We start from the raw sequence: 23,012 nt of genomic DNA on the forward strand, positions 1-23,012 counted from the left end.
TCAAGCTTCTGCTGCTCACAATAGGTAAAGTAGTGAAAATTCAGTATAAGTTGCTTGCATCTGCAAGTAACTTATACTCTTATAATGAGCAATGTAATACTGCCAAGAAATTTCTACGAGCGGCCGACCTTAACTGTAGCTGGAGAGTTATTGGGAAAAGTCCTCAAATTTTCTAACTTTAGTGGAATAATAACCGAAGTTGAAGCCTATATAGGAATGAGTGACCCAGCTTGTCATGCAGCAAGAGGCTATACTAATCGAACCTCAGTAATGTTTGGTATGCCGGGGTTTTCGTACGTATATTTTATATATGGGATGTACTATTGTCTAAATATTGTAACAGAAGCAGAAGGGTTCCCAGCAGCAGTGTTAATACGGGGATTAAAGCTCATTGAACCGCTTGAGGCGAATTTAGGTGGGCCAGGGATATTGTGTAAAAGATTAAATATTACAAAAGAACACAACAAACTAGACCTTACTATAAGCCACAAATTTTGTGTTTATGAATCTCACCTCAACCCGGATTATGTGTGCACTCCGAGAATCGGAATTAGTAAAGGCCAAGAGAAATTTTGGCGATTTAAGATTTTCTAAATTGAGCATAACCGTTCAGCCAATGGCGTCAACTTAAGAGCCTTCATTAGCAAACCCTCCTATGGATTTTCTGAAAAGTTTTTGAGTATATTGTATTTTTAATTTGTAAAATAAGATTTTTTCCTTTCTGCACGTCTCGTCTAAAAAGGACACATTTTAAACTTTTTTGTTGAAATAAAATAGAAACAAAAGTGCTGTTTCTTGCACTCTTTGGATAATTTAATGATAAAAAATTTAGAGAGAAATTTTACACACAATCACTGATATTTTCCCTTAAGTTGACGCCATTGTCTGAACGGTCACGACATAGGATCCAGAAAATTTAGTTATATATAGAAAAATCTGAGTTGAATTAACTACACCAACTCACATTCAGCAAAAAAGAAAGCTATTTCCTTACGAGCATTTTCTAGACTATCCGAACCGTGTACTCTATTTTCACTAATATCATCAGCAAAATCACCTCTGATTGTACCTTTATCTGCCTGCTTTGGATCGGTAGCTCCCATGATTTGTCTGTATTTACTTACTGCATTTTCACCAACTAAAACTTGAATTATCACAGGACTAGAAGTCATAAATTCTACTAATTTCCCAAAAAAAGGCCTGTCTTTATGAATTTCATAAAATAGCTCTGCTTGTTTTTTCGTCAATAACATCATTCTTTGTGCTATAATTTTTAGCCCAGAGCTTTCAATATATGAATTTATCTTGCCTGTAATATTATTTTTTACTGCATCAGGTTTTAATATCGAAAGTGTCTTCTCAATTGTCATATTATTTCCTTATATAAGATTGTATATTTATAGATTCATTTTATTGCAAATTTTTGTTTCATCAAAGAGGTTTTTTATTTATAGTCAAGAATAAATCATCAAGGAGGTATTGCATGGGTTACTGTCGTAAAAAACTAGCAAATAATCTTAAGTCATCAATTTTTTGTGGAATAAAAGGATTTTTAACTTTTAATTTGGCCTTTTTAAGTTATTTGGAATATAGCTCACATCATAATACAGAATTAAAAAAAGGCGCTGCCTTTGCGATAAAAAGAAACACTATTCCATTTCTTGAAATGACAATCATAGCACCGCTTGTTTGTTTTGCACTGCCAGCTATGCTAGGCAGTATGAGTCTTATACAATGTGCACTTATATGCGCTACGTTGATGGTTGCTACATGTTTTGTTGTGAGAACTTTTCATCTGCGTGAGGAGTTAATGGAAAAAATCATCAACCATAGTAGAAAAGAAATAGACGCGGAATTTAAGAAGGATACTATAAAATTTCCTATTTTTGATCAAAATAGAAAACACATCGAGTATAATTCGCCTAACTCAGGGCAACCACTGGATGAAACAAGTAGCACCTCTCTTTTCGTTAAAGTTTCCCTCAAGATTCTTCTGAAGGTCCTGCAAAGTTGTATAATGCTATCTTTAGCTGCTGTTGAACTTCTTGAAGCCGTGCCAAGTTTTTGTGTTGACGCGGTTTTTGATAAAAGCTTTGCATCTACCAAGAGTAATGTGCGAAGATCTGGTCATTTATTGTATGCAAGTGTGAGAAATTTAGTGCCTATAACTAAATTTGATGAGCCTATAGCTGAGTTTATAGGCACCCCAAAAGCAACTTGTTGCGGAGCCTGAATGTGCCTCTTTTCTGTTATTTAAGTGTATTCTATTTTGTCATTCCAGTCTGGAATACAGCACTTTCACACAATTTCATCGAGGACGTTGTTTTCACATAACACTTTTATACTTACCAATTTAGTAAAATCCTGGATCCCAGTGTCGGAGCACTGGGATGACACCATCTTAGTAGAAATAGCCCTCAAATCACAATGTTGTTGTGCATCATGCGCTGGAACGACGGCAAAAAGTAATCTTGCAGTTTTAACAATTATTTGCAAAAGACCAAATGAAAAAGGCAGTTATCTTATTTAATCTTGGTGGACCTGATTCACTGAATGCGGTCCGTCCTTTTTTATTCAATCTTTTTTATGACAGGAGAATAATCAGTCTACCAAACCCTTTTCGGTTTCTTTTAGCAAAGTTTATATCTGCGAAACGAGAAAATACTGCACGAAAAATATACGAAGAAATTGGAGGTAAATCGCCGATTTTGAATAATACGAAAGCACAAGTTAATGCTTTAGAACTAAAATTAAATGAAGATAGAAACCATGTATACAAGGTATTCATTTGCATGCGCTATTGGCATCCATTTGCTGACGAAGTTATTAAAAGTGTAAAACAGTTTGATCCTGACGAAGTAATTCTACTGCCACTGTATCCACAATATTCAACTACCACAACTCTGTCATCCATCGAAAATTGGCAAAAAAATGCTAAAAACCATGGTCTAAAGTGCAATATAAAAATAATTCACCATTATTATAATAACGAAGACTTTATTGAAGCTCACGCTAATTTAATAGCTAAGCATTACAAATTAGCCAGCAGAATCGATAAGCCAAGAGTCCTATTTTCAGCCCATAGCTTACCTCTTAGTATTATTAAAAAAGGCGACCCTTACGCTTCACAGGTAGAAAGAAGCGTAGAGTTAATAGTAGAAAAGTTAGCTATCAATAACTTAGATTGGTCAATATGTTATCAGAGTAAGATTGGTCCTGTAAAATGGCTAGAGCCAAGCACTGAAAGTGAGCTATCACGTGCAAAAGCTGATGGTGTACCTGTAGTTTTATCACCTATATCTTTTGTTTCTGAGCATTCAGAAACACTTGTGGAACTTGATGTAGAATATAAAGCAATTATCAAGGATGGATATTACTTTCGCGTGCCAACTCTCAGTATCGATCCCTTGTTTATTAAATGCTTGGCTGATTTGTGCATAAATCACCCTTAAAGTCCTGATTTATAGGACTTTTCTTTAAGGCTTTTATGTGATAGAATAAAAGAAAGTTATTGTTTTATTAACTATTTTATGCCAAGCAAGCTAAAAAAGAAATCGAGCACGTTCACACAAAGGGTACATGATGCTTATAATCATGATTTCAGGAAGGTAATCTGCATCACAACAGGTTTAACAGCCCTATTGTGTAAGATTTCACTGCAATTTTGCTGCGAGTTCATTGACAATAATAGATCCAATATCTTTCTTATACGGGATGTTGCTCGACTAATAAAGTTTCCGACATCTATTCTATATATTGCCCATTCTGCATTTACTCTACAGGATCTAATTAAGGATTACAGAAACCCTGAGAGTAAAAAAGAGCTGGCAAAAGTTGTGGGTAAATCGGCTAGTCTTGCAAGCAGCATCATAGAAGCATTGATGATGTTGAAAGTCATCCATTTTTTTACTAGGGGTAATGCAGACGTAATAAGTCACATTCACTTAACATCAACGATCCTATTTCTGTTTATTTCGGAACCTATAAGTTACTATTATTCATGGAGAAAATACCTAGATAATAAGGATCCTGAAAAATCTGCTGAGTGTAAGAAGGACCTTATTATCAGCACATTAACTTTGTCATTAGGTTTGTTAAACTTCATATTAAAAAGAATGGAGACTGCAACCATACCAATAAACTTAGGTAATGGTATAATCTATAATTTCAACTTAAGCGTAACAGTTAGCATAATATATAGCGCAGTATTCCTAGTACTTCAGCTTGACAAACTATTTAGCCAACCTATCAACGATGACCCTTCTACTGAACTTAATAATGCTGGCCATAACCATATTCAGCCCGGTAATGATGGTAATGATCTGCCCGATGGCAACGCTGTGGGAATGTAAGGGTTAGAGGTGAAAAGATTTTATTTCTACTGCCAATGCTAGCACTGCTAATTTACTAACTATGTTCCAAAGTGCTAGAGGTTTTTCTTCCACTATTTTGCTAACGTCATGAAATTCGCAATCAATGGAGTTTAAGCTGGAATATACATCTTTCCTGCTATTACATCGGTATAAGTAACATGTTGGAGTATCTCCTATATAGTATATTAGCGGTTCTGCAGAACTGCTTTTAAATATGTCAATGGTTGGTACACCTTCTTGTATAATAACGCTATTGATTGCTATTCCTTCTTTTATCTTTTTCATTTTATGACGCTTTTTTTTATTGAGGTTTAATATTTCTTCACCACTTGTTGCTGTTATAATACCCATCCCATATGTGCCATTGCTTGCTTTGATAAAAACGTAAGGTTGTGTTTTTATTTCATATTCCTCATATTTCTTTTGCACTAGAGACAATATTTGGTCAACTTTAGCCGCTACTGTTTTTAGTGATGAATCATCATCAAAATCAACTCCATCACAGCTCTCTGTAAGCACAGAAATTAGCCATGGGTCCATTTTAAATTCGCTACAAAACTCGGACGCTAATTCTTGATAGATTTCAAAATACTTAAATTTCTGCCTGCTATGCCAACCGTATAGTGGGCTTGGTACTATATCTTGCTTTACGTCTTTTAGCGTGTCTGGAATGTGGCTCGTCATATCACGGTTCAGTATAATAACATCAGGCACAAATCCTGAAGTTGTCTTCAGCAGAGAGTTTTCTTTCACAACAGTTTCATACTGTTCTATTAAATTGTATACTTCACTATGTAAAAGGCCAATTCTAGTCTCAAAACCTGCGAGTTGCAGTACTTTCTCTATAACAAATACGTTTTCTATATACATTTTATTGCGTGTATAATTTTCCGGTATTATAAGAACCTTCTTGTATTGATGTCTTTTAAAGTAGCTTTCTATCAATCTTGCTGCCATCGTTCTTGATTCTTCACTTAAGTTATTGAACCCCGCAGGAAATAAATTAGCGTCCACTGGGGCAATTTTGTAACCAGAGTTTCTAAGATCTATAGAGCTATAAAATGGTAATGTAAGGCCGTTAAGTTTTGCTTCGAACCAATTATTTATACTTTTTTCCAAATCTGGGTGAATTATGTTTTGCATCTGCACTTTAAATGTTATAAGGAAGGTATTATATTATAAGCTATAATTAAACATATTTAGCAAATTTGACTAAAGATTAAAGTATAATGAGATTCTTATTTAAAGTGATAGAAAAATGATTCAACACGATAACAATAAAATGTATGGAACTACTATACTGTCAATTAGAAAAGATAAAAGCGTAGTAGTAATAGGTGATGGACAGGTTTCAATGTGCCACACTGTTATAAAATCCGGAGCAAAAAAAGTTAGGCGTCTCTCTGGTGATTCTGTAATTGCTGGGTTTGCTGGAGCAACAGCTGATGCATTTACTCTCTTTGAAAGACTAGAATCTAAACTTGACAAGCACCCAGGGCAATTAATGAGAGCATGTGTTGAACTTGCAAAAGACTGGAGAATGGATAAATATCTGAGAAAATTAGAAGCTATGATGATCGTTGCAGATAAATCTATTTCATTAGTAATTACGGGAACAGGTGATGTTCTTGAACCTGAAGATGGAATCGCAGCTATTGGCTCTGGGGGAAATTTTGCTCTATCTGCAGCAAGAGCTTTAATTGACATTAAAGGAATATCAATAGAGGAAATTGCGAAAAAGGCTATGAAGATAGCTGCTGATATATGTGTTTATACAAATCATAATGTAATTATTGAAAAAATAGAGGAGTGATATGTCTTCTGAACAAGAAACTTTGTGCACTAATTTTTCCAATCAGCCTATAACCCTTTCAGAAGGGCGGTCTTGTAGTAGTGACACCTACGATGAAAAAGATGGCCTCTATAAAGATACTAAGAGTGGTTTTGATTCAAATGACAGCGATGTTCAAGTTAATGACAGTACTCAAGTTTTGTTAGATGACCTGCCACCACAGAAGATAGTTAAAGAATTGGACAGATTCATAATCGGACAGGATGATGCAAAGCGTGCTGTTGCTATTGCGCTCAGAAATCGTTGGCGTCGCAATCAGGTTCCATTTCCATTGCGTGATGAAATCATACCTAAGAATATATTGATGATCGGTCATACAGGGGTTGGTAAAACTGAAATAGCTCGTCGCTTAGCAAAACTTGCCGGTGCACCATTCATAAAAATTGAGGCAACGAAGTTTACTGAAATAGGGTACGTTGGACGTGACGTTGATTCGATAATACGCGATTTAGTTGATGCAGCAATAGTTTTAGTTAAAGAGAAAGCCTGTAAAGCCTTAGCTGAAAAGGCTTTAGATTTAGCTGAGAAAATAATAGTAAACTCTATGGTAGGCGAAGATGCAACCGGAGAGAGTAAAAGAATCTTTAGAGAAAGATTAAGAAATAAAGAGTTTGAGAACGGAGAAGTTTCCATTAACGTCAGAGAGAGCAAGAGTATGTTGCCTACTTTCGATATACCAGGCATGCCAGGTGGGCAAGTTGGTGTGATGAATGTAACAGAAATAATGGGCAAGATGTTTAACGGGAGCAAAAAAACAAAAACTATTACGGTGAAGGTAAAAGAAGCGCGTGAAATATTAATTAATGAAGAAAGTGAAAAGCTAATGGATGAAGATAAGATAATCAAAGAAGCCATTGATCTTGTTAGTAACGATGGTATAGTATTTTTGGATGAAATAGACAAAATTGCAGCGCGTACAGAAATAAAAGGTGAAGTAAACAGAGAAGGAGTGCAACGCGATCTGTTACCACTACTTGAAGGAACAACTGTTACAACTAAGTATGGCCATGTAAAAACAGACTATATATTATTTATTGCATCTGGTGCTTTTCATCAGTCTAAACCATCTGACCTCTTACCGGAATTGCAGGGCAGATTACCGATCAGGGTAGAACTTAAGGCACTTACTCAAGAGGATTTAATAAGAATATTAAAGGAACCAGAATCTAGTTTGTTAAAGCAGTACATAGCTTTAATGAAAACAGAAAATGTGACGCTTGAGTTCACTGATGATGGTATAAAAACCATAGCTGAAATAGCGTTTACAGTTAATAGGCAAGTGGAAAATATAGGCGCAAGAAGGCTTCACACTGTCATGGAGAAGCTTTTAGACGAAATAAGTTTCATTGCTTCTGAGAAAAATAGCGAAAAATTCATTATAGACAGCAAGTATGTAAAAGATAAACTTGAGTCGATTTCGAAGCAGCTTGATTTATCTAAGTTTATACTTTAGGAAAAACGAGAAGCCTATTTTAAGCAGTTAGAGAGTGTTCAGAAGATCAGCCAGTAGATCTAAAATTTCAGCTATATTCTTTAGGCTGTTTTTCAACAGTAGAATGGTGTGTTGCGACCTCTTGCTTAACATCTAATCTTAAGTCAATTATTGAGATATTTTCTTCATCATAATCTATGTCTTTTATTAACATATCGTCAGTAATAGTCAAAAGGTCAGGCGGAGAAAGAATAGTTCTTTTATTACCAGCTCTCATTCCCACAACACCAAACTCTATAGCAAGTGGTATTTCTTTGTTACCAACTTTGAATTGCACTGTTTGATCTTTGACTATATATTCTCCATTATGCTCCTTTACACTATATTTAACCGATATCTCATCACCGCACCTTACTTGTTTTCCAGTCTTGTTAATTAAGTCATTAAAAACCATCAGATTATTTACTGAGTCGGGATATTTATCCTTTACTTCGATCAGTTTGACGTAATAAGAATTAAAATTCATTTTATTATCATTAGCAATAGTAACTACACGCTCTCCGCCTTCTTTCATACCTATCACCCCTAAACCCACTTCTTTTAGGTCATCTTGACCTATTTTCAAAGTAACATCAGAAACTTTGCTAGGGAGTGTTGCTAAGTTATTATTAGAAATTTTATATATTTGCAGTAGGACTTCCAGGCCACAGAAAGCCTTACTGCCATTACCTTCAGTAATTTCATAAAAATTTATTGAATCTTCTTCCTTTTGCTGCGTTATTTCTTCTAAATATTCTGTTAGCCCATGCTTTTCAATATAGCGGTCAAGTGCTGATTCAAGTATTGGCTTCACTAGGTAATGTGCTATCGTCTGTATCAAGCCACCATGCGTGGCATTTATCTCATAAAGCTTGTCCTTTTTTTCCGGTTTACCTTTGTTTATATAGACAATAGTAAACACAAAAGCAGAAGTTAAAGTGAGAATCATTACTACGGAAATAAGCATTTGTAATATAATTTTTCTAACCATCTTTCTTTACTTGATTCAATAAATCATATAAATAATTAGTATCCCCTGAAAGCGCACTCAAATTATCCGAGCCTTGTTTAAAGAGGCCGTCTATATAGTCCTCTACTTCACTTTTACCAAGCACAGACATTAGATTATTTGTTTTATCTTGTTCGTAGTCTTCAATATCATCCTTAGCTTGAAAGATAAGCCCTAGGTTTATCCCGTAGTTATATAACGCTTTACGTTGCTTGTCTGTAGCATTCCCTATTATAGCGCCTATTTCGCATGAAGCTGCAAATAATTTTGCGGTTTTCATCAAATGAATTTCTTTTATTTTATCAGCTTGGCCCGACGTCATTCCAGCGTTATACATACAGCTGTACGAATGTTGTGGTTTTAAGGTAGAAAGGGTGTCATGCAAGTAGCTGACACTGGAATCCATTTCATGTTCAGCTCCACCATCGCATGGCTTTTTGCACGAAATGCTTGTAGGCAAAGCCTTCTGGATCCCAGTGTCCGCTACTTGAATGACAGAGGGTTGGGGTCTAAAATCTATATGCTCACTGTTAATATCTAAAGCCTGTCCTCCCACCATTCCCCTAATTCCTATTGCTTGAGAGAGCACTTTTATGATCTCACAGCGTTTCTCATTTAACGAAGATAATACCTCAAAAGCCAGAGTAAGTAGTGCATCTCCGGCAAGCACTGCTGTTGCTTCATCAAATTTTTTATGGCAGCTTAGCTGGCTTCTGCGAGTATCACTGTTGTCCATGCACGGTAAATCATCGTGAATTAGAGAATAAGCATGAACAAATTCAATTGCTGCAGCAACTGATATTACTTTTTTAGCTTCCGCGTTAAACACTCGCGATGAAGCTACAACTAAAAAGGAGCGTATATGTTTTGCAGGAGCAAGGAGTATATAACGCATAGCTGATATAAGCTTATTCTCGCTATTTTCGGGTAAGAGTTTATTTACTTCTACAATAAGCAAATTTTTTGTTGTTTCGTCTAGCATTTTTGAATTGTTAATTGTTTAGCACGTAACGCTAGCCAGCTAGGGCAGTAGAAAACTTTACTGTAGTTTATCAGTTATAAAAGATATTGCAAACATAAAAATTTTTTATAACATCAAAGAATAGGTTATTTTTTTGGTAAGAAATGTGAATAGCGAACTAGCAAAGAGCACTAGAGAAGACATAGAAGAGAAAGTGAAAAAGATTATACTAGAGCACATTAGTAAGGATGTAGAGAAATTCAACAGCTCTTCAAAGCTTTCGGAGCATGGTGCAGACAGTTTAGATGCAGTTGAAATCATCATGGCGGCAGAAGAAGAGTTCGGGATAGAAATCCCAGATGAAGACGCACAAAAAATGGAAACTATGGAGCAAATAGTTGAGTACATTAATAGTAAAAAAGGCTAATAGTTAGTGTTAAATGAGCAGAAGAGTAGTAGTCACTGGTGTTGGTTTAATCACTCCACTAGCGGCAGATGTTGACAACACTTGGTCAAGGCTGATAAAAGGCGAGTCTGGCATAAAAGCAATCAATACAGATAGATTTGACTCTTCTGATCTTGCTTGCAAGGTTGCAGGGCAGGTGCCTGTGCAATCCGATAACATTGAGAATTACTTTAATCCTGTAGGTTATATTTTTGAAAAAGATCTAAAAAGAACGGATCGTTTTATTCATTACGGCATTGCAGCAGCGATTCAAGCTGTGGAAGATTCATCTTTAGAAGATTCAAAAGTAGATAGAGAACGTGTTGGCGTAACTATTGGCTCTGGTATAGGTGGTCTTCCGTCAATTCAGGAAAATGTTATTACCATGCAGGAAAAAGGGCCCAGACGTGTCAGTCCATTTTTTGTCCCTGCAAGTCTAATAAATTTGATATCTGGCCATATTTCTATTAAATACGAATTTACAGGTCCAAACGATTCAGCAGTAACCGCATGTGCAACAGGTGCGCATGCAATCATAAACTCAGCAAGAACTATAAAACTTGGTGAAGCGGATGTTATGATTGCAGGTGGAGCAGAAAGTGCACTGTGTAGAGTTGGAATTGCAGGTTTTGCATCTATGAAGGCGTTATCAACTAAATTCAATGATAAACCCAAAGAAGCTTCAAGACCATGGGATGCAGAACGCGATGGTTTTGTTATGGGTGAAGGAGCAGGTATATTGGTGCTGGAGGAATACGAACATGCAAAAAAAAGGGGGGCAAAAATACATGCTGAACTGGTTGGGTACGGACTGACAGGGGATGCACACCACATTACAGCACCACATCCAGAAGGAAGAGGCGCATTTAAGGCAATGCAGCTTGCTTTAAAGAGCGCACAAATTAATCCCAATCAAGTAGGGTATATTAATGCACATGGAACTTCAACACCACTTGGAGATAAAATTGAAGTAATAGCAATGAAACAGTTATTCGGTGACTACGTTTATAAAATACCTGTTTCTTCAACTAAATCTTCTATAGGACATTTACTTGGTGCTGCAGGGAGCGTTGAAGCAATATTTAGTATTCTTGCGTTAAATAATGGAATTATTCCGCCAACCTTAAATTTACATAAACCTTCAGAAGGATGTGATTTAAATTTTGTACCACTTAAAGCTCAAGAGCATAAAATTCAATATGCACTTTCTAATTCGTTTGGTTTTGGTGGCACTAATGCATCACTCATCTTTGGAAAAAATTATAATTAAACCTCTTAAGGATAAAATAAACGTAAGGTATCAATAATTGGCTAAGAAAGAAAACAATGGTGTCACGCTACTTGGATGACGGAGGGAGAAAAAGCAAATTTTTGCCTTTTACGGTCAATCTATTATACTTAGTAAGACTTCAATAAATTAATGAATATATACTTTATATCTAATTAAATGCACAAGATATTAATAAGAAATAACTACAAATCCCTGGTCGGAAAAATCAAGATTAATGGTTCAAAGAATGCTATTTTACCGATAATGGCAGCAAGTCTATTGAGTAGCTTCCCGGTGATTTTGCATAATGTACCTGATTTAATTGATGTGCATCTAATGTCTAAGCTGCTTGAGAGTCTTGGAGCGAAAGTGAACTTTACATGTAATAAAGATTATAAAGCAAATCATACTTTGGAAATTGACTGCGGTAATATCAACCATCACGTAATGTCACATGAAACTGCAAGTAAGCTGCGAGCATCTTTTTTAATGCTAGGTCCAATTCTCAGTAGATTTGGTAAAATCACAACAGTCTTTCCTGGTGGATGCAATATCGGAAAGCGTCCCGTTGATATGCATATCAAAGCATTAGAAGAAATGGGAGCTAAAATTAAAGTTGAAGGCTGTAATATAATTGCAACAGTGAAAGGAAAGCTACAAGGAAAAGAAATCACATTTGAGAAAATAAGTGTTGGCGCAACAGAAAACATAATAATGGCAGCAACACTTGCAGAAGGAGTGACAATAATAAACAATGCTGCAACGGAGCCGGAAGTTCTTGATTTAATAGAGTTCCTAAAGAAAATGGGTGCTAATATTGAGATTAGTGATACAAGGATCACAATAACAGGAGTTGAAGCATTAAATGGATGTATTCATAAAATAATACCAGATCGCATAGAAGCAGGCACCTATGCACTAGCTGCTATAATAACCGGTGGTAAGTTGGAGTTAGAAGGAATAAGTCTATCTGATATAAGATGTATTGTGAATGAATTGAAAGCTATAGGGGCTAATGTTGAACTATATAATGAGGGGGTTATGATTTCCAGAAAAAATTGCTCTATTAGGTCTGCTAACATTGCAACAGATCCATACCCCAACTTTCCCAGTGATATGCAACCACAACTGATGTCTGCAATGTGCATCGCTGATGGGATATCAGTAATTGAAGAGAACGTTTTTGAAAACAGATTTGCACATGCAGATGAATTGAGAAAGTTAGGTGCTAATATCAGCATCGAGAAAAGCAAAGCTACTATAAGTGGAATAAAAAGCTTATCTGGAGCTAATCTATATGCTACTGACTTAAGATCAACAGCAGCTTTGGTGCTTGCTTCTTTGGTAGCCGGTGGAGAAACTATAATAAACAATTCACATCATTTATGGAGAGGATATGAAGCAATGCATGAAAAACTCAATTCATGTGGAGCTGATATCTCCATTTCATCTTGAGGATATTTTATGAATGAAGCAACCAAACGAACTACAGTAAAAGAAATAGATGGAATCTTATATGAAGAACATAAGGTATTAGACCATGGATTTATTCGAGTAGTGGATTATATGGGCTCTGACAGTAGCATAGTTCAAGCTGCTCGTGTTTCTTATGGCAAGGGAACAAAACAGATAAGTCAGGATGAAGCACTTATAAAGTATTTAATGAGACATCATCATACAACTCCATTTGAAATGTGTGAAATTAAGTTTCACGTGAAACTTCCAATTTTTGTTGCAAGGCAATGGATAAGGCATAGAACTGCAAATGTGAATGAATATTCAGCAAGGTATTCAATACTTGATAATGAATTTTATACACCTAAACCAGAACAAGTTGCAAAACAATCTGACAATAATAAACAAGGTAGTGGGGAAGCTTTTGATCCAGATACCTCAAAGGAAATAATAGATTCTCTAACAAATGACTCTAATTTAGTATATTTTCATTATGAAAAATTTATTGAGCAGGGGCTTGCAAGAGAAATTGCCCGAACTAACCTAACGCTTAATTACTACACGCAATTTTATTGGAAAATAGATCTACATAACCTTTTTCATTTTTTGAAGCTTAGAGCTGATAAGCACGCCCAATATGAAATCAGAGTTTATGCAGAAGTTATGTTGGATATAATAAAAAAATGGGTCCCATTGGCCTACAATGCCTTTGTTGAATATTGCCTAGAATCAGCCTGTATTTCAAGAACTGGTTTAGACATAATTCGTAAATTAATTAAAGGGGAAACCGTTACTAGAGAAGAAAGTAATATTGGTAAAAGAGAATGGGACGAGCTGATGTCTATACTTGATAAACGATCTTAAAGATAAAGGCATATACATAAATCTTTATGGCAATTGTATATCTCTATAGATTTATAGGTGTAAGCAACAATTTACCAGTATTGTTATCAACTGATATATCAACTATTTTTGAATTTGTTCTCTCTCTTGTTTCATAAAGTTCCTCAGCTTTCCTTAACATTAATGTTGCGTTTCTAAGCGTAACGTAAATTTCACAATAATCTGGAGAATTTTCAATATACATATTATATGAATAAAAATTTACAGCCAGTTCCACTGCCCTACAAACCTCCTCTGATGTAAAATTAGCAACTCCTGTATTAGGACAAAAGCCAACTGCTCCTCTATTAGGGTCAAAAAATATGTATTTACCATTCTCTGCTTTATATACCAACATAGAATGTGCAATATTCTCGTCATCACTATCTCCTTCATTACAAGTATAACAGGAGAAATTAAATTCTAAGCAGCATTCTATCTCTACATTATCCAAAGCACACTTAACTTTTTCTTGATTAATATGGATCCATACTTCTGTTGACGATAAATCATTACACTCTTGTTCATATATTGTCTTGTCATAAAATTGATCTCCCTCACGTCTCTCAATGCTCTGAATATGAAGAATAGGTAAGAATTGTAGCAAGATCTGCGTTGCTAATAATCCGGTCGTTTGTTCTTTTCTTCCATCAACATAAGCTATAAAATCTTGTTCAGACACAACATCACCAGACTTGAGAAGTTTAGCAAAGTCTTCCCTACTCTTTAATCCTAAAAGAGTAATAAAATAAATTAATGGCTGACATAGGCCTTCTTCGGGATCAAAACCCAAAATTCCTTCAAATCTACTTCTTAAGTGTACAATTTTTGATATGCTATCTGACATAAAGTCATTCAAATTAAATTTTATAGCTTGCCTGCTATCAAATAGCTCTCTGTACTGTTCTTCAGCTAATAAATCCGATTTATATACATATCTACCATTCTCTCTATGTATACCTTCTACATCTCTAATGATGCCTTGTTCCACATTTTTACTAATGGCAGATTTGTTTTCATGATCTCTTATATTGGTAGTTTGATTTAAAAATTTCACTACTTCTTGCCCTGAAAAAATTCTATCAATTTCTTCATTTGCAATTTTGAAAAATACTTTAATTTGAGAGTTATCTTCGGAAGTATAAACTTTTAATATATTAGACTCAGTAATACTATTAATATATTTCTTAACGTATCTTGGCATATTAATTATTTTAAAATATTAACTGTATTAGCTAATATTACAATAATTTATACCATTGGACAATTAATATTTTAATAAAAATCTCACTAAAATTAATTTATTGCGCTAATATTGATCAAATCAATTCATCACTTTTATAGAACATCTCATTGAAATCATGTAGAGTTCCAAAATCCTGACCCTTGATAAATAGGTGATCATTAGCAACATGTGCTTCATCAAGAGTAAATTGCTCGTAACGATGATTGTGAGCGGGCCTAACAATTTCATTATATAAAACCATTACTTGCTCACGGTTATATCCACTGCCGTCATGGTACTTGCCACGTACGGTATCATAAAAATTCTTTATATCATCATATGTCACTTGCAGCTCCACCTTATACTTTCCCACTTCAAGAGGACTTCCTGTCCTTATTTTTAAGGGATATTGTGAATTTGCAACACTGTTAGAAATTTCTGCTTCAATATCAGAATTTTTATCCATATTTTCTATCACACTTGCCATAACAGTTTCTTGTTCGTCTTCTATTGGTTTTGCTTGTTTTTCAATTTTATTATTGCTACTTTCAGTTTCCACAGTGACTTTTCTTGTTTCCATATCTTTTTGAGCTTTCTCATTACTTTGCTTGCGTATTTCATCTCCATGCAATTTCTCCTGCAGGGCTTTTTCCATGTCAGCATAACCGTCACGATTGCTTTGCGAAGCTGGTTGATCTTCAACATAACTGCTGCTATCATCCGCTTGCATTTGATCTATATAGTTAGATTCTTCTTCCTGTATAGTATTTTTTGTGACTCCCTTAAGGTAATCAAGCATATCTTTTCCAGTCTTTTCCCAACTTGCAGCATCTGCATATTTTCTATCACTATTGATTACATCCTTTAATATTCTTCTATCATCTATCCATTGTTCAGCATGCTCAAATAGCGTCCATCCTTCATTACCATGAATATCAACATCAGCTCCATTCTTTATCAGGTACTTTACTTTGTCCAATTGCCCATGCCTTACTGCATGAATAAGTGGTGTCCAGCCTTCACTATCTCGAACATCAATATTTGCATTATTCTTTATTAAATATTCTAATATCTCTTGATTTCCTAAATTAACAGCAAAGTGTAAAGGTGCTAAACCGTAACTATCTTTAACATTAACATCTGCACCATGCTCTATTAGGTAATTTGCTACCTCTGTATTTTTTATGCTCATGGCAAAATGTAGTGGAGGTTTGCCAGAGCTAATATCACGAGTATTAATGTCTACATTGTGATCTATTAAGTATTTAGCTATCTCTGTATGTTTTAGTTCAATAGCATAATGTAGTAGTGTTTGAGCAGAGGTGTTTTTGACATTAAGATCTGCACCATGTTCAACTAAATTCTTAACTATTTCTGTATGTCCTAGCTTAACAGCAGTAAACAATAGAGGAGTATAACCTTTACTATTAGGATCTGCATTATGATCTAACAGATATTCCACTATTTCTGTATTATCTGAATAAATAGCACTTTGTAGTGGCGTTCTGGAATAAGCATCCTGAATATTAGGATTTGCACCATGATCTACTAAGTATTTAGCTATCTCTGTATCTCCAGATTCAACAGCATAGTGTAAAGGTGTTTTGTAATAAACATATTGAGTATTAGTTTTCTGATAATAATTGTCCTGAATATTAAGGTTCGCACCATTATCAATAAGGTATTTTGCTACTTCCGTATTTCCTGACTGAATAGCATAATGTAGTGGCGTTTGTCCGTTATGGTCTCTTGCATCAATATACGCATTGTGTTCTATAAGCGTTACTATCTTACTTAAATCTCCCAATGAAGCAGCAGAGTGCAAAAGTGTTGCACCGTTTTCATCTGCCTTATTTACATCTTCTATAACGTTTTTCTTACTATCCTCATCAACTACCCTTTTCTTCCTAGATTTAATTTCATTTCCTACCACAACTTCTTCGTCTATTTGTTCATCATCAATTGTAAATTCAGTACCTATCTGATTACTATCTTCCTCCAACTCATTAGATAATTTTTCAGATAGCTGATCACCACTCAAATATGGTTCTTTTGAATATTTAGCGTAATTATAGGGATCAGTGCTGTCTGCTGAATAAAACCCACTTTCAAAGTCTGAGTAGAAGCTTTTATTGAGCACAAAGAATAAATTTTCATAATCAAGTAGCATGTCATAATCAGAACTAACACAATGCAAGAATTCACTATCTTCATAATCTGCTATATAGAATTTTTCGGAATCAAGGGTAATTTCATTTGTCCCCTTACCTTCTGCAGTAAACTGTAAAACTACTGCTGAACGCCCGTTACCTACGTCATTACCTTTTACCACTTTAAACAAGGTAATTTCACCTTTTTCTATGAACTCCTTTAATTCCTCATTCTTTTGATCTAATTCTTCCTCTGCTTGTCTTTTCTCTCTTATCAATTTCTCCTCTTTTTCAGTAGCTTTATTTTGCAACTGTAAAAACATCTCTTGTGTGGTTAAGCTATTTGTGTTGCTTAAAAAATTATCTAACACATTTGATGCAATTGGTGACAATTCACCGTGATCATCAAATACTTTTTCCTTTGCTTTATCATAGTAATTTGGGTTATAGATTGCATACAGAGGATAAAAACCATAATCTGCTATTGACGCCCCATCAGATGATAGTTCCATTGAGAATCCATAGTGATTAAGTGGAAGATTGGAAGTTAAATATCTACCGTTATCATCCCTAACGTATAGCTCGCTTCTACCATTGTGCTCACTATATTTATTGTAGTAGATATAAAAATTCTCATGGTTAAGATTGAAGTGATCATCTAGATTATCGAATTGAATTGTACTGCCAAGTTTCTCACGCAAAAGATTTTTGCTTTCATCTGTAAGCTTTATACGTGCAGAAAAGTAGTATCGATCTATAGGTTCGCCTTTTTCTATCTCAAAGTTCAAAGTAATCTTATCGTTGACCATTGGTAGCTCCAAATATTGTATTAATTATTTTAATATTTATCAATCATACGGTCTGTACTATGAAAAATGTGTTAAATGTTAAGATTTTTTTGTGCACCTAGGTAAGGTAATTGCAATCTGTCATTTCAGTGCATAATGTACAACTGTATGAACATTTGCTTTTGTTAAGGTAATTCACACAGCAAATGGTGTCATTCCAGCGCGTGACGCTGGAATCCAGCTTTCTATGCAATCTCATCAAAGACATTTATTTAGTACAGATTAGCTACTTTTTACGCTCACCAAATCAGTTTGCTTGCTCACAACCTGGATGCCAGTGCCTATGACACCCTTCTTAGTGAAAGTTGCTCTCAAATCGCAATGTTCATGCAGTTGTGCACACAATACTAGAACCCAGAAAAAACATGTTTAGATTGGCTATTCGAACGACATTAGTTGTTAGTTACGCAGCTTTCATAACAGCTTCACTATTACAACATTTGTTTACTGCTATGTCCGTAAGGTATCCTACTGCACCACCCACTGCAGCACCTACAATTCCTGATAATACAGCAGTTGCAATTACTCCAATAGCAATAATCTCAGGTATAATTCCTATTGCAACTAATGTAGCTCCTACAGCACCAAATAATAATGCTAAACCTATTGTCCATCCTCTCGCAGAAATTCCTAAAGGCTGTTTTTGTGGAGAATTACGTTTTGGGTTGCCTACTATAGGTGGCTGATTAATTTGCTTTTTCTGCTGAAAATTATTGTTAGTTCCATTACTGACAGGTGTTTGTTGCAATGGAGCTGCACTGCCTGTAACCGTTTGTAGGCCACCATTTACTGGTTGCTTCTGTTGTGCAGAAGTTGGGGTAAATGGTTGTGTAGTGACATTGCTTGCAGTCGGTTGTTCTAAAATTTGCTCATTATCACAGTTAATAGCCACATTGCTACCCACTTTTGATTGAAATGATTCGGTAAACACTACACTGTAATCTACATCATCAATTATTGTTTCTGAAGTTAGATCTGGATTTTGATAGTAAGTTATAGTGGCATTAGATATTTCGGGTCTACCTTTTATCGTTCTTTTTACTAGCTTTTTCTTTTCTATTTTGCACACATTAAACTGATCAGAAAAACTAAAAGTTAATTTATCTTTGAATGTTTCTGCAAAATCGTCCACAAAACTATCTTTAAAAGCAATTGGAAGAAAAATATGCTTTCCACCTAGAAAGATCTCTCGGCCAAAGCGCTTATTAGGGGCTTTATTAATACGCTTATCCTCAAGCTCTCCAACCTCTTCGGTATCTAGATACATTATACCTTCAGCTATTTTTGGATTGATTTTATTAATCAAATTTCTGATATACTCTTTGTCTTCTTCATCCACTATAATAACTCTAATGTTAAATCTTTCACATAAGTATTCGTTAGGAATTCCATACCTACCTCCACCTATAAATACTCCTCCAATTCCATCTCCTAAAACTACTATTGGAATAGTAGATAATCTATCATATGCTTCTTCCGTAGATCCATCATCTTTCAAAAGCTTATTAGCTTTTTCCATAACACTTTTATCTACACTTTGTTTATGATATTTTTTAAGGTATTTTTCACAAAAACTATTATAGTTATAACTGTGTTTCTGCATTGCCATTTCTGCGTAGCGAAATGTGTTAAACAAATGCGAGCTTTCATTATTAAGCCCAACTGTTGACACACTATTTTGGCTCACTGTGTTTGGATAATGGGAACCTGGACTATATCTATTTTTCTCATATATCAATTCGCCTACAACAACAGGTATTCCCCTTACTTTCATTTCATTTTTTGGTAGTAATTGGCCATTTGTAAAAGCAAATGCTGAAAAAAGTGCCCAAGCATTGGTACCGTGTGAAGCAAAAGTTCTCTTATCAATCACATTACTGCGTACATTCAATCTAACTTCAGGGTGTTCCCTTTTAAATTCCTCACTTATCTCAAATAATTGTTTTCCCGACTCGCTTGGTCTTCTGTTCTGCATAAAGTTCTTATGAAGTTCAGAAAATTCTATTAGTTTCTGTATATGAGCCTCTTGCATATTTACCATCCTAGCCAAATAAACTTACATAATACCAGTTTAACCCACAAAAATCAAGCAAACAAATCCTTAAAACAATGCTAAACTCAATCACTATGGCAAGAACAGTTGACGTATTACTACCACTTCCAATTGATCAGTTATTTTCATATGCAATTGAGGAAAATACTGAGATTTTACTTGGAGATTACGTAGTGGTGCCATTTGGCAAAAAATGCTTAATCGGAATAGTTTGGAAATACAGTGATAAAAGTAACCGAGAATTAAAATTTATTGAGCAAAAAATCGATTTACCAAATATTAGACCAAAATTGATCGCATTTGCAGAGTGGGTTGCGCAGTATAACTTAATACCTATTGGTATGCTTGCCAAAGTGATAATGGGAGGAGTGCTAAAAGTAAACCAAATAGACAAATTGATTTGTGCTAAGCAGAAGCAGGAAATAAGTGAAATAAGTTGCCAATTAAGCCCTGAACAGCAGGTAGCTAGTGATGAAATAATAAGCAATTTGAACGAATATTCAGTGACTTTGCTTGACGGTGAGACAGGATCCGGAAAAACGGAAGTTTATTTGTCTGTGATTGCACAATTGATTAAGAATTACACTGCCGTTCCAAATGCTGCTCAGACTTTACCATCTCAGTGCCCAGAAACACAACTGTACGAACATTGTGATTTGGGTCTACCAAGAGGGTGTCATCCGAGTAGCCTGACACTGGGATCCAGTTTTTCATATAACCTCATTACAAATGTTTATTTTAACTTAAGACCAATACCTAATTTACAATCAAAATTCCTGGATTCCAGTGTCAAGCACTGGAATGACACCTTTGTACTCAAGGCAAAACCCACTGTAACATTTAGCATACCGTCTTTGCCACGTACTAGTATGACACCAGAACGTGTTGAAATGACATCAGGAGAAGGTAATGCACAAGTTTTAATCCTCCTACCTGAAATTGTTTTAACTTCACAATTGGTAAATCGTGTTCGCGGTCAGATATCAAAAAACTTAGTTGAATGGCACTCAGGGCTCACTCCAAAAACTCGCCGGAATAATTGGCTCAATATAGCAAGTGGAAATGCGCAGATAATTATTGGTGCACGATCAGCACTTTTTTTGCCTTATAAAAACCTAAAATTGATTATCGTTGATGAAGAGCACGACTCATCTTTTAAACAAGAACAGGGAATTATATATAATGCTCGAGATATGGCGATAATCTTAGCCAAATTTGAAAATATTCCGATTATTTTATCATCAGCTACTCCATTACTCGAGACTATTCATCATGTTAAAAGCGGGAATTACAATCATGTAAAGCTAACTAAGCGATTCGGTGGTGCAGAATTGCCACTCATTAAAGTAGTGGATATGAGAAGCAACAAGCAATGGATCTCCGATGAGCTTTTTGAAAGCATCAAACAAACCATAGAGAAAAAACAGCAGGTTATGCTTTTTCTAAACCGCAGAGGGTATGCACAACTGGCAGTTTGTAAAAAGTGTGGATATAAAATTTCCTGCTTAAATTGTGCTGTTTGGCTTACATATCACAAGAAAAAAAATGCTCTTTTGTGCCATCATTGCTCTTATCAATTGAAACTTCCAGAAAAATGTTCTAATTGCCAAGGTGAACAGTCATTGTCCCTTTATGGCGTAGGAATTGAAAGGTTACTTGAAGAAATGGTGAAATTAATACCAAACGCAAAAACTGCGATGATAAGCAGCGATCAGAAGTCGGTTAGTAACGTAATTGACTTGGTACTGAAAGAAGAGGTGAACATTATAATCGGCACACAAATAATTGCTAAGGGGCACAATTTTCCTAAATTAACTTTGGTTGGAGTAATGAATGCAGATTTGAGTCTCGAAAATTCTGATTTAAGAGCAGCGGAAAAGACGTATCAATTGTTGCACCAAGTTGCAGGCAGATCAGGAAGGTTTAATGAAAAAGGAATGGTAATAGTGCAAACCAATAACCCTGAAAGTTCAATAATAAAAGCATTGCTGCATCAAAAAAGGGACTCATTTTATGAAATTGAACTTAAGTCAAGACGTGAAGCCAAAATGCCACCATTTAGCAGATTAATAGCGCTTATAATTTGTGGTAAGAATCAGATTGCGACACAAAAAGCAGCGAATGAAATAGTAAAATCTCTTCTCCGTCATCCAAGTAGCTCAACTACTTGTATCCAGGAAGAAAATGTAGGTGCAGACAAAAAGGAATTTGAAATTCTTGGCCCATCACCAGCAGCGATAAATTTTTTAAATAATAAGTATCGGTATAGGGTATTATTAAAAATACACAATAAGCACAGTCTATCCATACAAAAAAAGCTGAAATGTTGGATTAAAAATTGTAACTTGAATTCGAGTATTGCAGTGATAATAGATGTTGATCCTGTGAGTTTTTTTTAACGAGTTCCGTTAAGCCTTCTTGCCAATTACCACAACATTCTCACTGGGAAAAAAATAATCAGGTACAGTCATATTTTTTGGTGCGGGCCCCCCAATTACTCGGCCTGATGTGTCATAATATGAACCGTGGCAAGGACAGAACCAACCATTACCATCTCTTGTAGCATGGTCAACCGGTACACACCCAAGATGTGTACATATTCCGATCATGATTAACCATTCATCTTTTCCTTCGCATACTCTTTGCTCGTCTGACTGAGGATCCCTCAAGTTCTTTACATTCACAGCTCTTGCAACCTCAATTTCTTGCTTTGTGCGTCTACGAATGAATACTGGTTTACCTTGCCACTTTACTTTTACTCCGTGTCCTTCCTGAATTCCAGACAAATTCACCTCCACTGTGGAAGTTGCTAGAACTTCAGCAGAAGGATTCATAGACTTAACCAGTGGCCAAAGTCCACTTGCAGCTCCTATACCCGCCATAGCGCACGTAGTTAATGTTATAAAATCTCTCCTACCCTTATTTTTAGTAAGATCTTTAACAGGAGGTGTTTTTTTATCCTCTTTGTTTGCCAGTGGTTTTTTATTTTTAGTTAAATTTTTGTCCATCGATCTCTAC

The 23,012-nt window shown here is 35.3% G+C and carries 20 protein-coding genes; 11 read left to right on the plus strand and 9 right to left on the minus strand.

The window, feature by feature from the left end; translation table 11 throughout:
* Positions 1–84 precede the first annotated feature (84 nt).
* Entirely contained in the window at positions 85–594 is a 510-nt protein-coding gene (locus OPR43_RS07195) for a DNA-3-methyladenine glycosylase (RefSeq protein ID WP_265026230.1), read from the plus strand.
* A 356-nt stretch (positions 595–950) separates the two neighbouring features.
* Here OPR43_RS07195 and ndk read toward each other — a convergent pair whose 3' ends face one another.
* Positions 951–1,370 (minus strand): nucleoside-diphosphate kinase, encoded by a 420-nt coding sequence (ndk, locus tag OPR43_RS07200; protein WP_265034687.1) that lies wholly within the window; start codon positions 1,368–1,370, stop codon positions 951–953.
* 113 nt (positions 1,371–1,483) lie between these two features.
* On the opposite strand from ndk, the gene OPR43_RS07205 reads away from it, so the two are divergent.
* On the plus strand, positions 1,484–2,233 hold the full coding sequence (locus tag OPR43_RS07205) for a hypothetical protein (RefSeq protein ID WP_265034688.1): 750 nt from the start codon (positions 1,484–1,486) through the stop codon (positions 2,231–2,233).
* A 65-nt stretch (positions 2,234–2,298) separates the two neighbouring features.
* Here the strand turns inward: OPR43_RS07205 and OPR43_RS07210 are convergent, their stop codons facing one another.
* On the minus strand, positions 2,299–2,496 hold the full coding sequence (locus tag OPR43_RS07210) for a hypothetical protein (protein ID WP_265026233.1): 198 nt from the start codon (positions 2,494–2,496) through the stop codon (positions 2,299–2,301).
* A gap of 8 nt (positions 2,497–2,504) precedes the next feature.
* On the opposite strand from OPR43_RS07210, the gene hemH reads away from it, so the two are divergent.
* Complete coding sequence (hemH, locus tag OPR43_RS07215; protein ID WP_265034689.1) at positions 2,505–3,452, plus strand: ferrochelatase; 948 nt, start codon at positions 2,505–2,507, stop codon at positions 3,450–3,452.
* A gap of 78 nt (positions 3,453–3,530) precedes the next feature.
* Positions 3,531–4,352 carry a hypothetical protein gene (locus tag OPR43_RS07220; RefSeq protein ID WP_265034690.1) on the plus strand — a complete coding sequence of 274 codons (822 nt, stop codon included), beginning with the start codon at positions 3,531–3,533 and terminating at the stop codon, positions 4,350–4,352.
* Between the two features lie 3 nt (positions 4,353–4,355).
* On the opposite strand, the gene gshA is transcribed toward OPR43_RS07220, so the two are convergent.
* Positions 4,356–5,516 carry a glutamate--cysteine ligase gene (gshA, locus tag OPR43_RS07225; RefSeq protein WP_265034691.1) on the minus strand — a complete coding sequence of 387 codons (1,161 nt, stop codon included), beginning with the start codon at positions 5,514–5,516 and terminating at the stop codon, positions 4,356–4,358.
* 115 nt (positions 5,517–5,631) lie between these two features.
* Between gshA and hslV the strand changes: the two genes are divergently transcribed.
* Entirely contained in the window at positions 5,632–6,186 is a 555-nt protein-coding gene (gene hslV / locus OPR43_RS07230) for an ATP-dependent protease subunit HslV (RefSeq protein ID WP_265026236.1), read from the plus strand.
* 1 nt (position 6,187) lies between these two features.
* A complete protein-coding gene (hslU, locus tag OPR43_RS07235) occupies positions 6,188–7,678 on the plus strand; it encodes an ATP-dependent protease ATPase subunit HslU (RefSeq protein ID WP_265034692.1) in 1,491 nt (496 codons plus the stop codon).
* 67 nt (positions 7,679–7,745) lie between these two features.
* Here hslU and OPR43_RS07240 read toward each other — a convergent pair whose 3' ends face one another.
* On the minus strand, positions 7,746–8,687 hold the full coding sequence (locus OPR43_RS07240) for an FKBP-type peptidyl-prolyl cis-trans isomerase (protein WP_265026238.1): 942 nt from the start codon (positions 8,685–8,687) through the stop codon (positions 7,746–7,748).
* Entirely contained in the window at positions 8,680–9,687 is a 1,008-nt protein-coding gene (locus OPR43_RS08430) for a polyprenyl synthetase family protein (RefSeq protein ID WP_265034693.1), read from the minus strand. The genes OPR43_RS07240 and OPR43_RS08430 overlap by 8 nt, the downstream gene beginning before the upstream one ends.
* A 145-nt stretch (positions 9,688–9,832) precedes the next feature.
* Between OPR43_RS08430 and acpP the strand changes: the two genes are divergently transcribed.
* The 4 genes from acpP (at position 9,833) to thyX (ending at position 13,700) form a co-directional block, all read left to right on the plus strand.
* Positions 9,833–10,093: an acyl carrier protein gene (acpP, locus tag OPR43_RS07250; RefSeq protein ID WP_341811841.1), complete on the plus strand. Its 261-nt coding sequence runs from the start codon at positions 9,833–9,835 to the stop codon at positions 10,091–10,093.
* Between the two features lie 13 nt (positions 10,094–10,106).
* The gene (gene fabF, locus OPR43_RS07255; protein WP_265026240.1) at positions 10,107–11,381 is read left to right on the plus strand and encodes a beta-ketoacyl-ACP synthase II; all 1,275 of its coding nucleotides are present in this window, start codon (positions 10,107–10,109) and stop codon (positions 11,379–11,381) included.
* Between the two features lie 177 nt (positions 11,382–11,558).
* A complete protein-coding gene (gene murA, locus OPR43_RS07260) occupies positions 11,559–12,836 on the plus strand; it encodes a UDP-N-acetylglucosamine 1-carboxyvinyltransferase (RefSeq protein WP_265034694.1) in 1,278 nt (425 codons plus the stop codon).
* Between the two features lie 9 nt (positions 12,837–12,845).
* Positions 12,846–13,700 (plus strand): FAD-dependent thymidylate synthase, encoded by an 855-nt coding sequence (thyX, locus tag OPR43_RS07265; RefSeq protein WP_265026242.1) that lies wholly within the window; start codon positions 12,846–12,848, stop codon positions 13,698–13,700.
* Between the two features lie 43 nt (positions 13,701–13,743).
* Here thyX and OPR43_RS07270 read toward each other — a convergent pair whose 3' ends face one another.
* The 3 genes from OPR43_RS07270 to OPR43_RS07280 form a co-directional block, all read right to left on the minus strand.
* Positions 13,744–14,922: a hypothetical protein gene (locus tag OPR43_RS07270; protein WP_265034695.1), complete on the minus strand. Its 1,179-nt coding sequence runs from the start codon at positions 14,920–14,922 to the stop codon at positions 13,744–13,746.
* Positions 14,923–15,037: 115 nt separating this feature from the next.
* A complete protein-coding gene (locus tag OPR43_RS07275) occupies positions 15,038–17,902 on the minus strand; it encodes an ankyrin repeat domain-containing protein (RefSeq protein WP_265034696.1) in 2,865 nt (954 codons plus the stop codon).
* Between the two features lie 442 nt (positions 17,903–18,344).
* Positions 18,345–19,973, minus strand: coding sequence for a hypothetical protein (locus OPR43_RS07280; protein ID WP_265034697.1), 1,629 nt, complete (start codon positions 19,971–19,973; stop codon positions 18,345–18,347).
* Positions 19,974–20,050: 77 nt separating this feature from the next.
* On the opposite strand from OPR43_RS07280, the gene priA reads away from it, so the two are divergent.
* On the plus strand, positions 20,051–22,393 hold the full coding sequence (priA, locus tag OPR43_RS07285; protein ID WP_265034698.1) for a replication restart helicase PriA: 2,343 nt from the start codon (positions 20,051–20,053) through the stop codon (positions 22,391–22,393).
* Positions 22,394–22,402: 9 nt separating this feature from the next.
* Here priA and petA read toward each other — a convergent pair whose 3' ends face one another.
* On the minus strand, positions 22,403–23,002 hold the full coding sequence (petA, locus tag OPR43_RS07290; RefSeq protein WP_265034699.1) for a ubiquinol-cytochrome c reductase iron-sulfur subunit: 600 nt from the start codon (positions 23,000–23,002) through the stop codon (positions 22,403–22,405).
* Between the last annotated feature and the right edge of the window lie 10 nt (positions 23,003–23,012).

It is taken from the genome of Wolbachia endosymbiont (group A) of Apoderus coryli (genome assembly GCF_947251615.1).
Taxonomy (GTDB): Bacteria; Pseudomonadota; Alphaproteobacteria; order Rickettsiales; family Anaplasmataceae; genus Wolbachia.

Excerpts from the sequence above, each read along its gene's own strand:
- hemH (WP_265034689.1), top strand. The coding sequence starts at position 2,505 with ATGAAAAAGGCAGTTATCTTATTTAATCTTGGTGGACCTGATTCACTG.
- OPR43_RS07280 (WP_265034697.1), bottom strand. The coding sequence starts at position 19,973 with ATGCAAGAGGCTCATATACAGAAACTAATAGAATTTTCTGAACTTCAT.
- OPR43_RS07270 (WP_265034695.1), bottom strand. The coding sequence starts at position 14,922 with ATGCCAAGATACGTTAAGAAATATATTAATAGTATTACTGAGTCTAAT.
- hslV (WP_265026236.1), top strand. The coding sequence starts at position 5,632 with ATGATTCAACACGATAACAATAAAATGTATGGAACTACTATACTGTCA.
- OPR43_RS07240 (WP_265026238.1), bottom strand. The coding sequence starts at position 8,687 with ATGGTTAGAAAAATTATATTACAAATGCTTATTTCCGTAGTAATGATT.
- thyX (WP_265026242.1), top strand. The coding sequence starts at position 12,846 with ATGAATGAAGCAACCAAACGAACTACAGTAAAAGAAATAGATGGAATC.
- priA (WP_265034698.1), top strand. The coding sequence starts at position 20,051 with ATGCTAAACTCAATCACTATGGCAAGAACAGTTGACGTATTACTACCA.
- fabF (WP_265026240.1), top strand. The coding sequence starts at position 10,107 with ATGAGCAGAAGAGTAGTAGTCACTGGTGTTGGTTTAATCACTCCACTA.
- OPR43_RS07205 (WP_265034688.1), top strand. The coding sequence starts at position 1,484 with ATGGGTTACTGTCGTAAAAAACTAGCAAATAATCTTAAGTCATCAATT.
- OPR43_RS07195 (WP_265026230.1), top strand. The coding sequence starts at position 85 with ATGAGCAATGTAATACTGCCAAGAAATTTCTACGAGCGGCCGACCTTA.
- OPR43_RS07275 (WP_265034696.1), bottom strand. The coding sequence starts at position 17,902 with ATGGTCAACGATAAGATTACTTTGAACTTTGAGATAGAAAAAGGCGAA.
- hslU (WP_265034692.1), top strand. The coding sequence starts at position 6,188 with ATGTCTTCTGAACAAGAAACTTTGTGCACTAATTTTTCCAATCAGCCT.
- OPR43_RS07220 (WP_265034690.1), top strand. The coding sequence starts at position 3,531 with ATGCCAAGCAAGCTAAAAAAGAAATCGAGCACGTTCACACAAAGGGTA.
- murA (WP_265034694.1), top strand. The coding sequence starts at position 11,559 with ATGCACAAGATATTAATAAGAAATAACTACAAATCCCTGGTCGGAAAA.
- ndk (WP_265034687.1), bottom strand. The coding sequence starts at position 1,370 with ATGACAATTGAGAAGACACTTTCGATATTAAAACCTGATGCAGTAAAA.
- petA (WP_265034699.1), bottom strand. The coding sequence starts at position 23,002 with ATGGACAAAAATTTAACTAAAAATAAAAAACCACTGGCAAACAAAGAG.
- OPR43_RS08430 (WP_265034693.1), bottom strand. The coding sequence starts at position 9,687 with ATGCTAGACGAAACAACAAAAAATTTGCTTATTGTAGAAGTAAATAAA.
- gshA (WP_265034691.1), bottom strand. The coding sequence starts at position 5,516 with ATGCAAAACATAATTCACCCAGATTTGGAAAAAAGTATAAATAATTGG.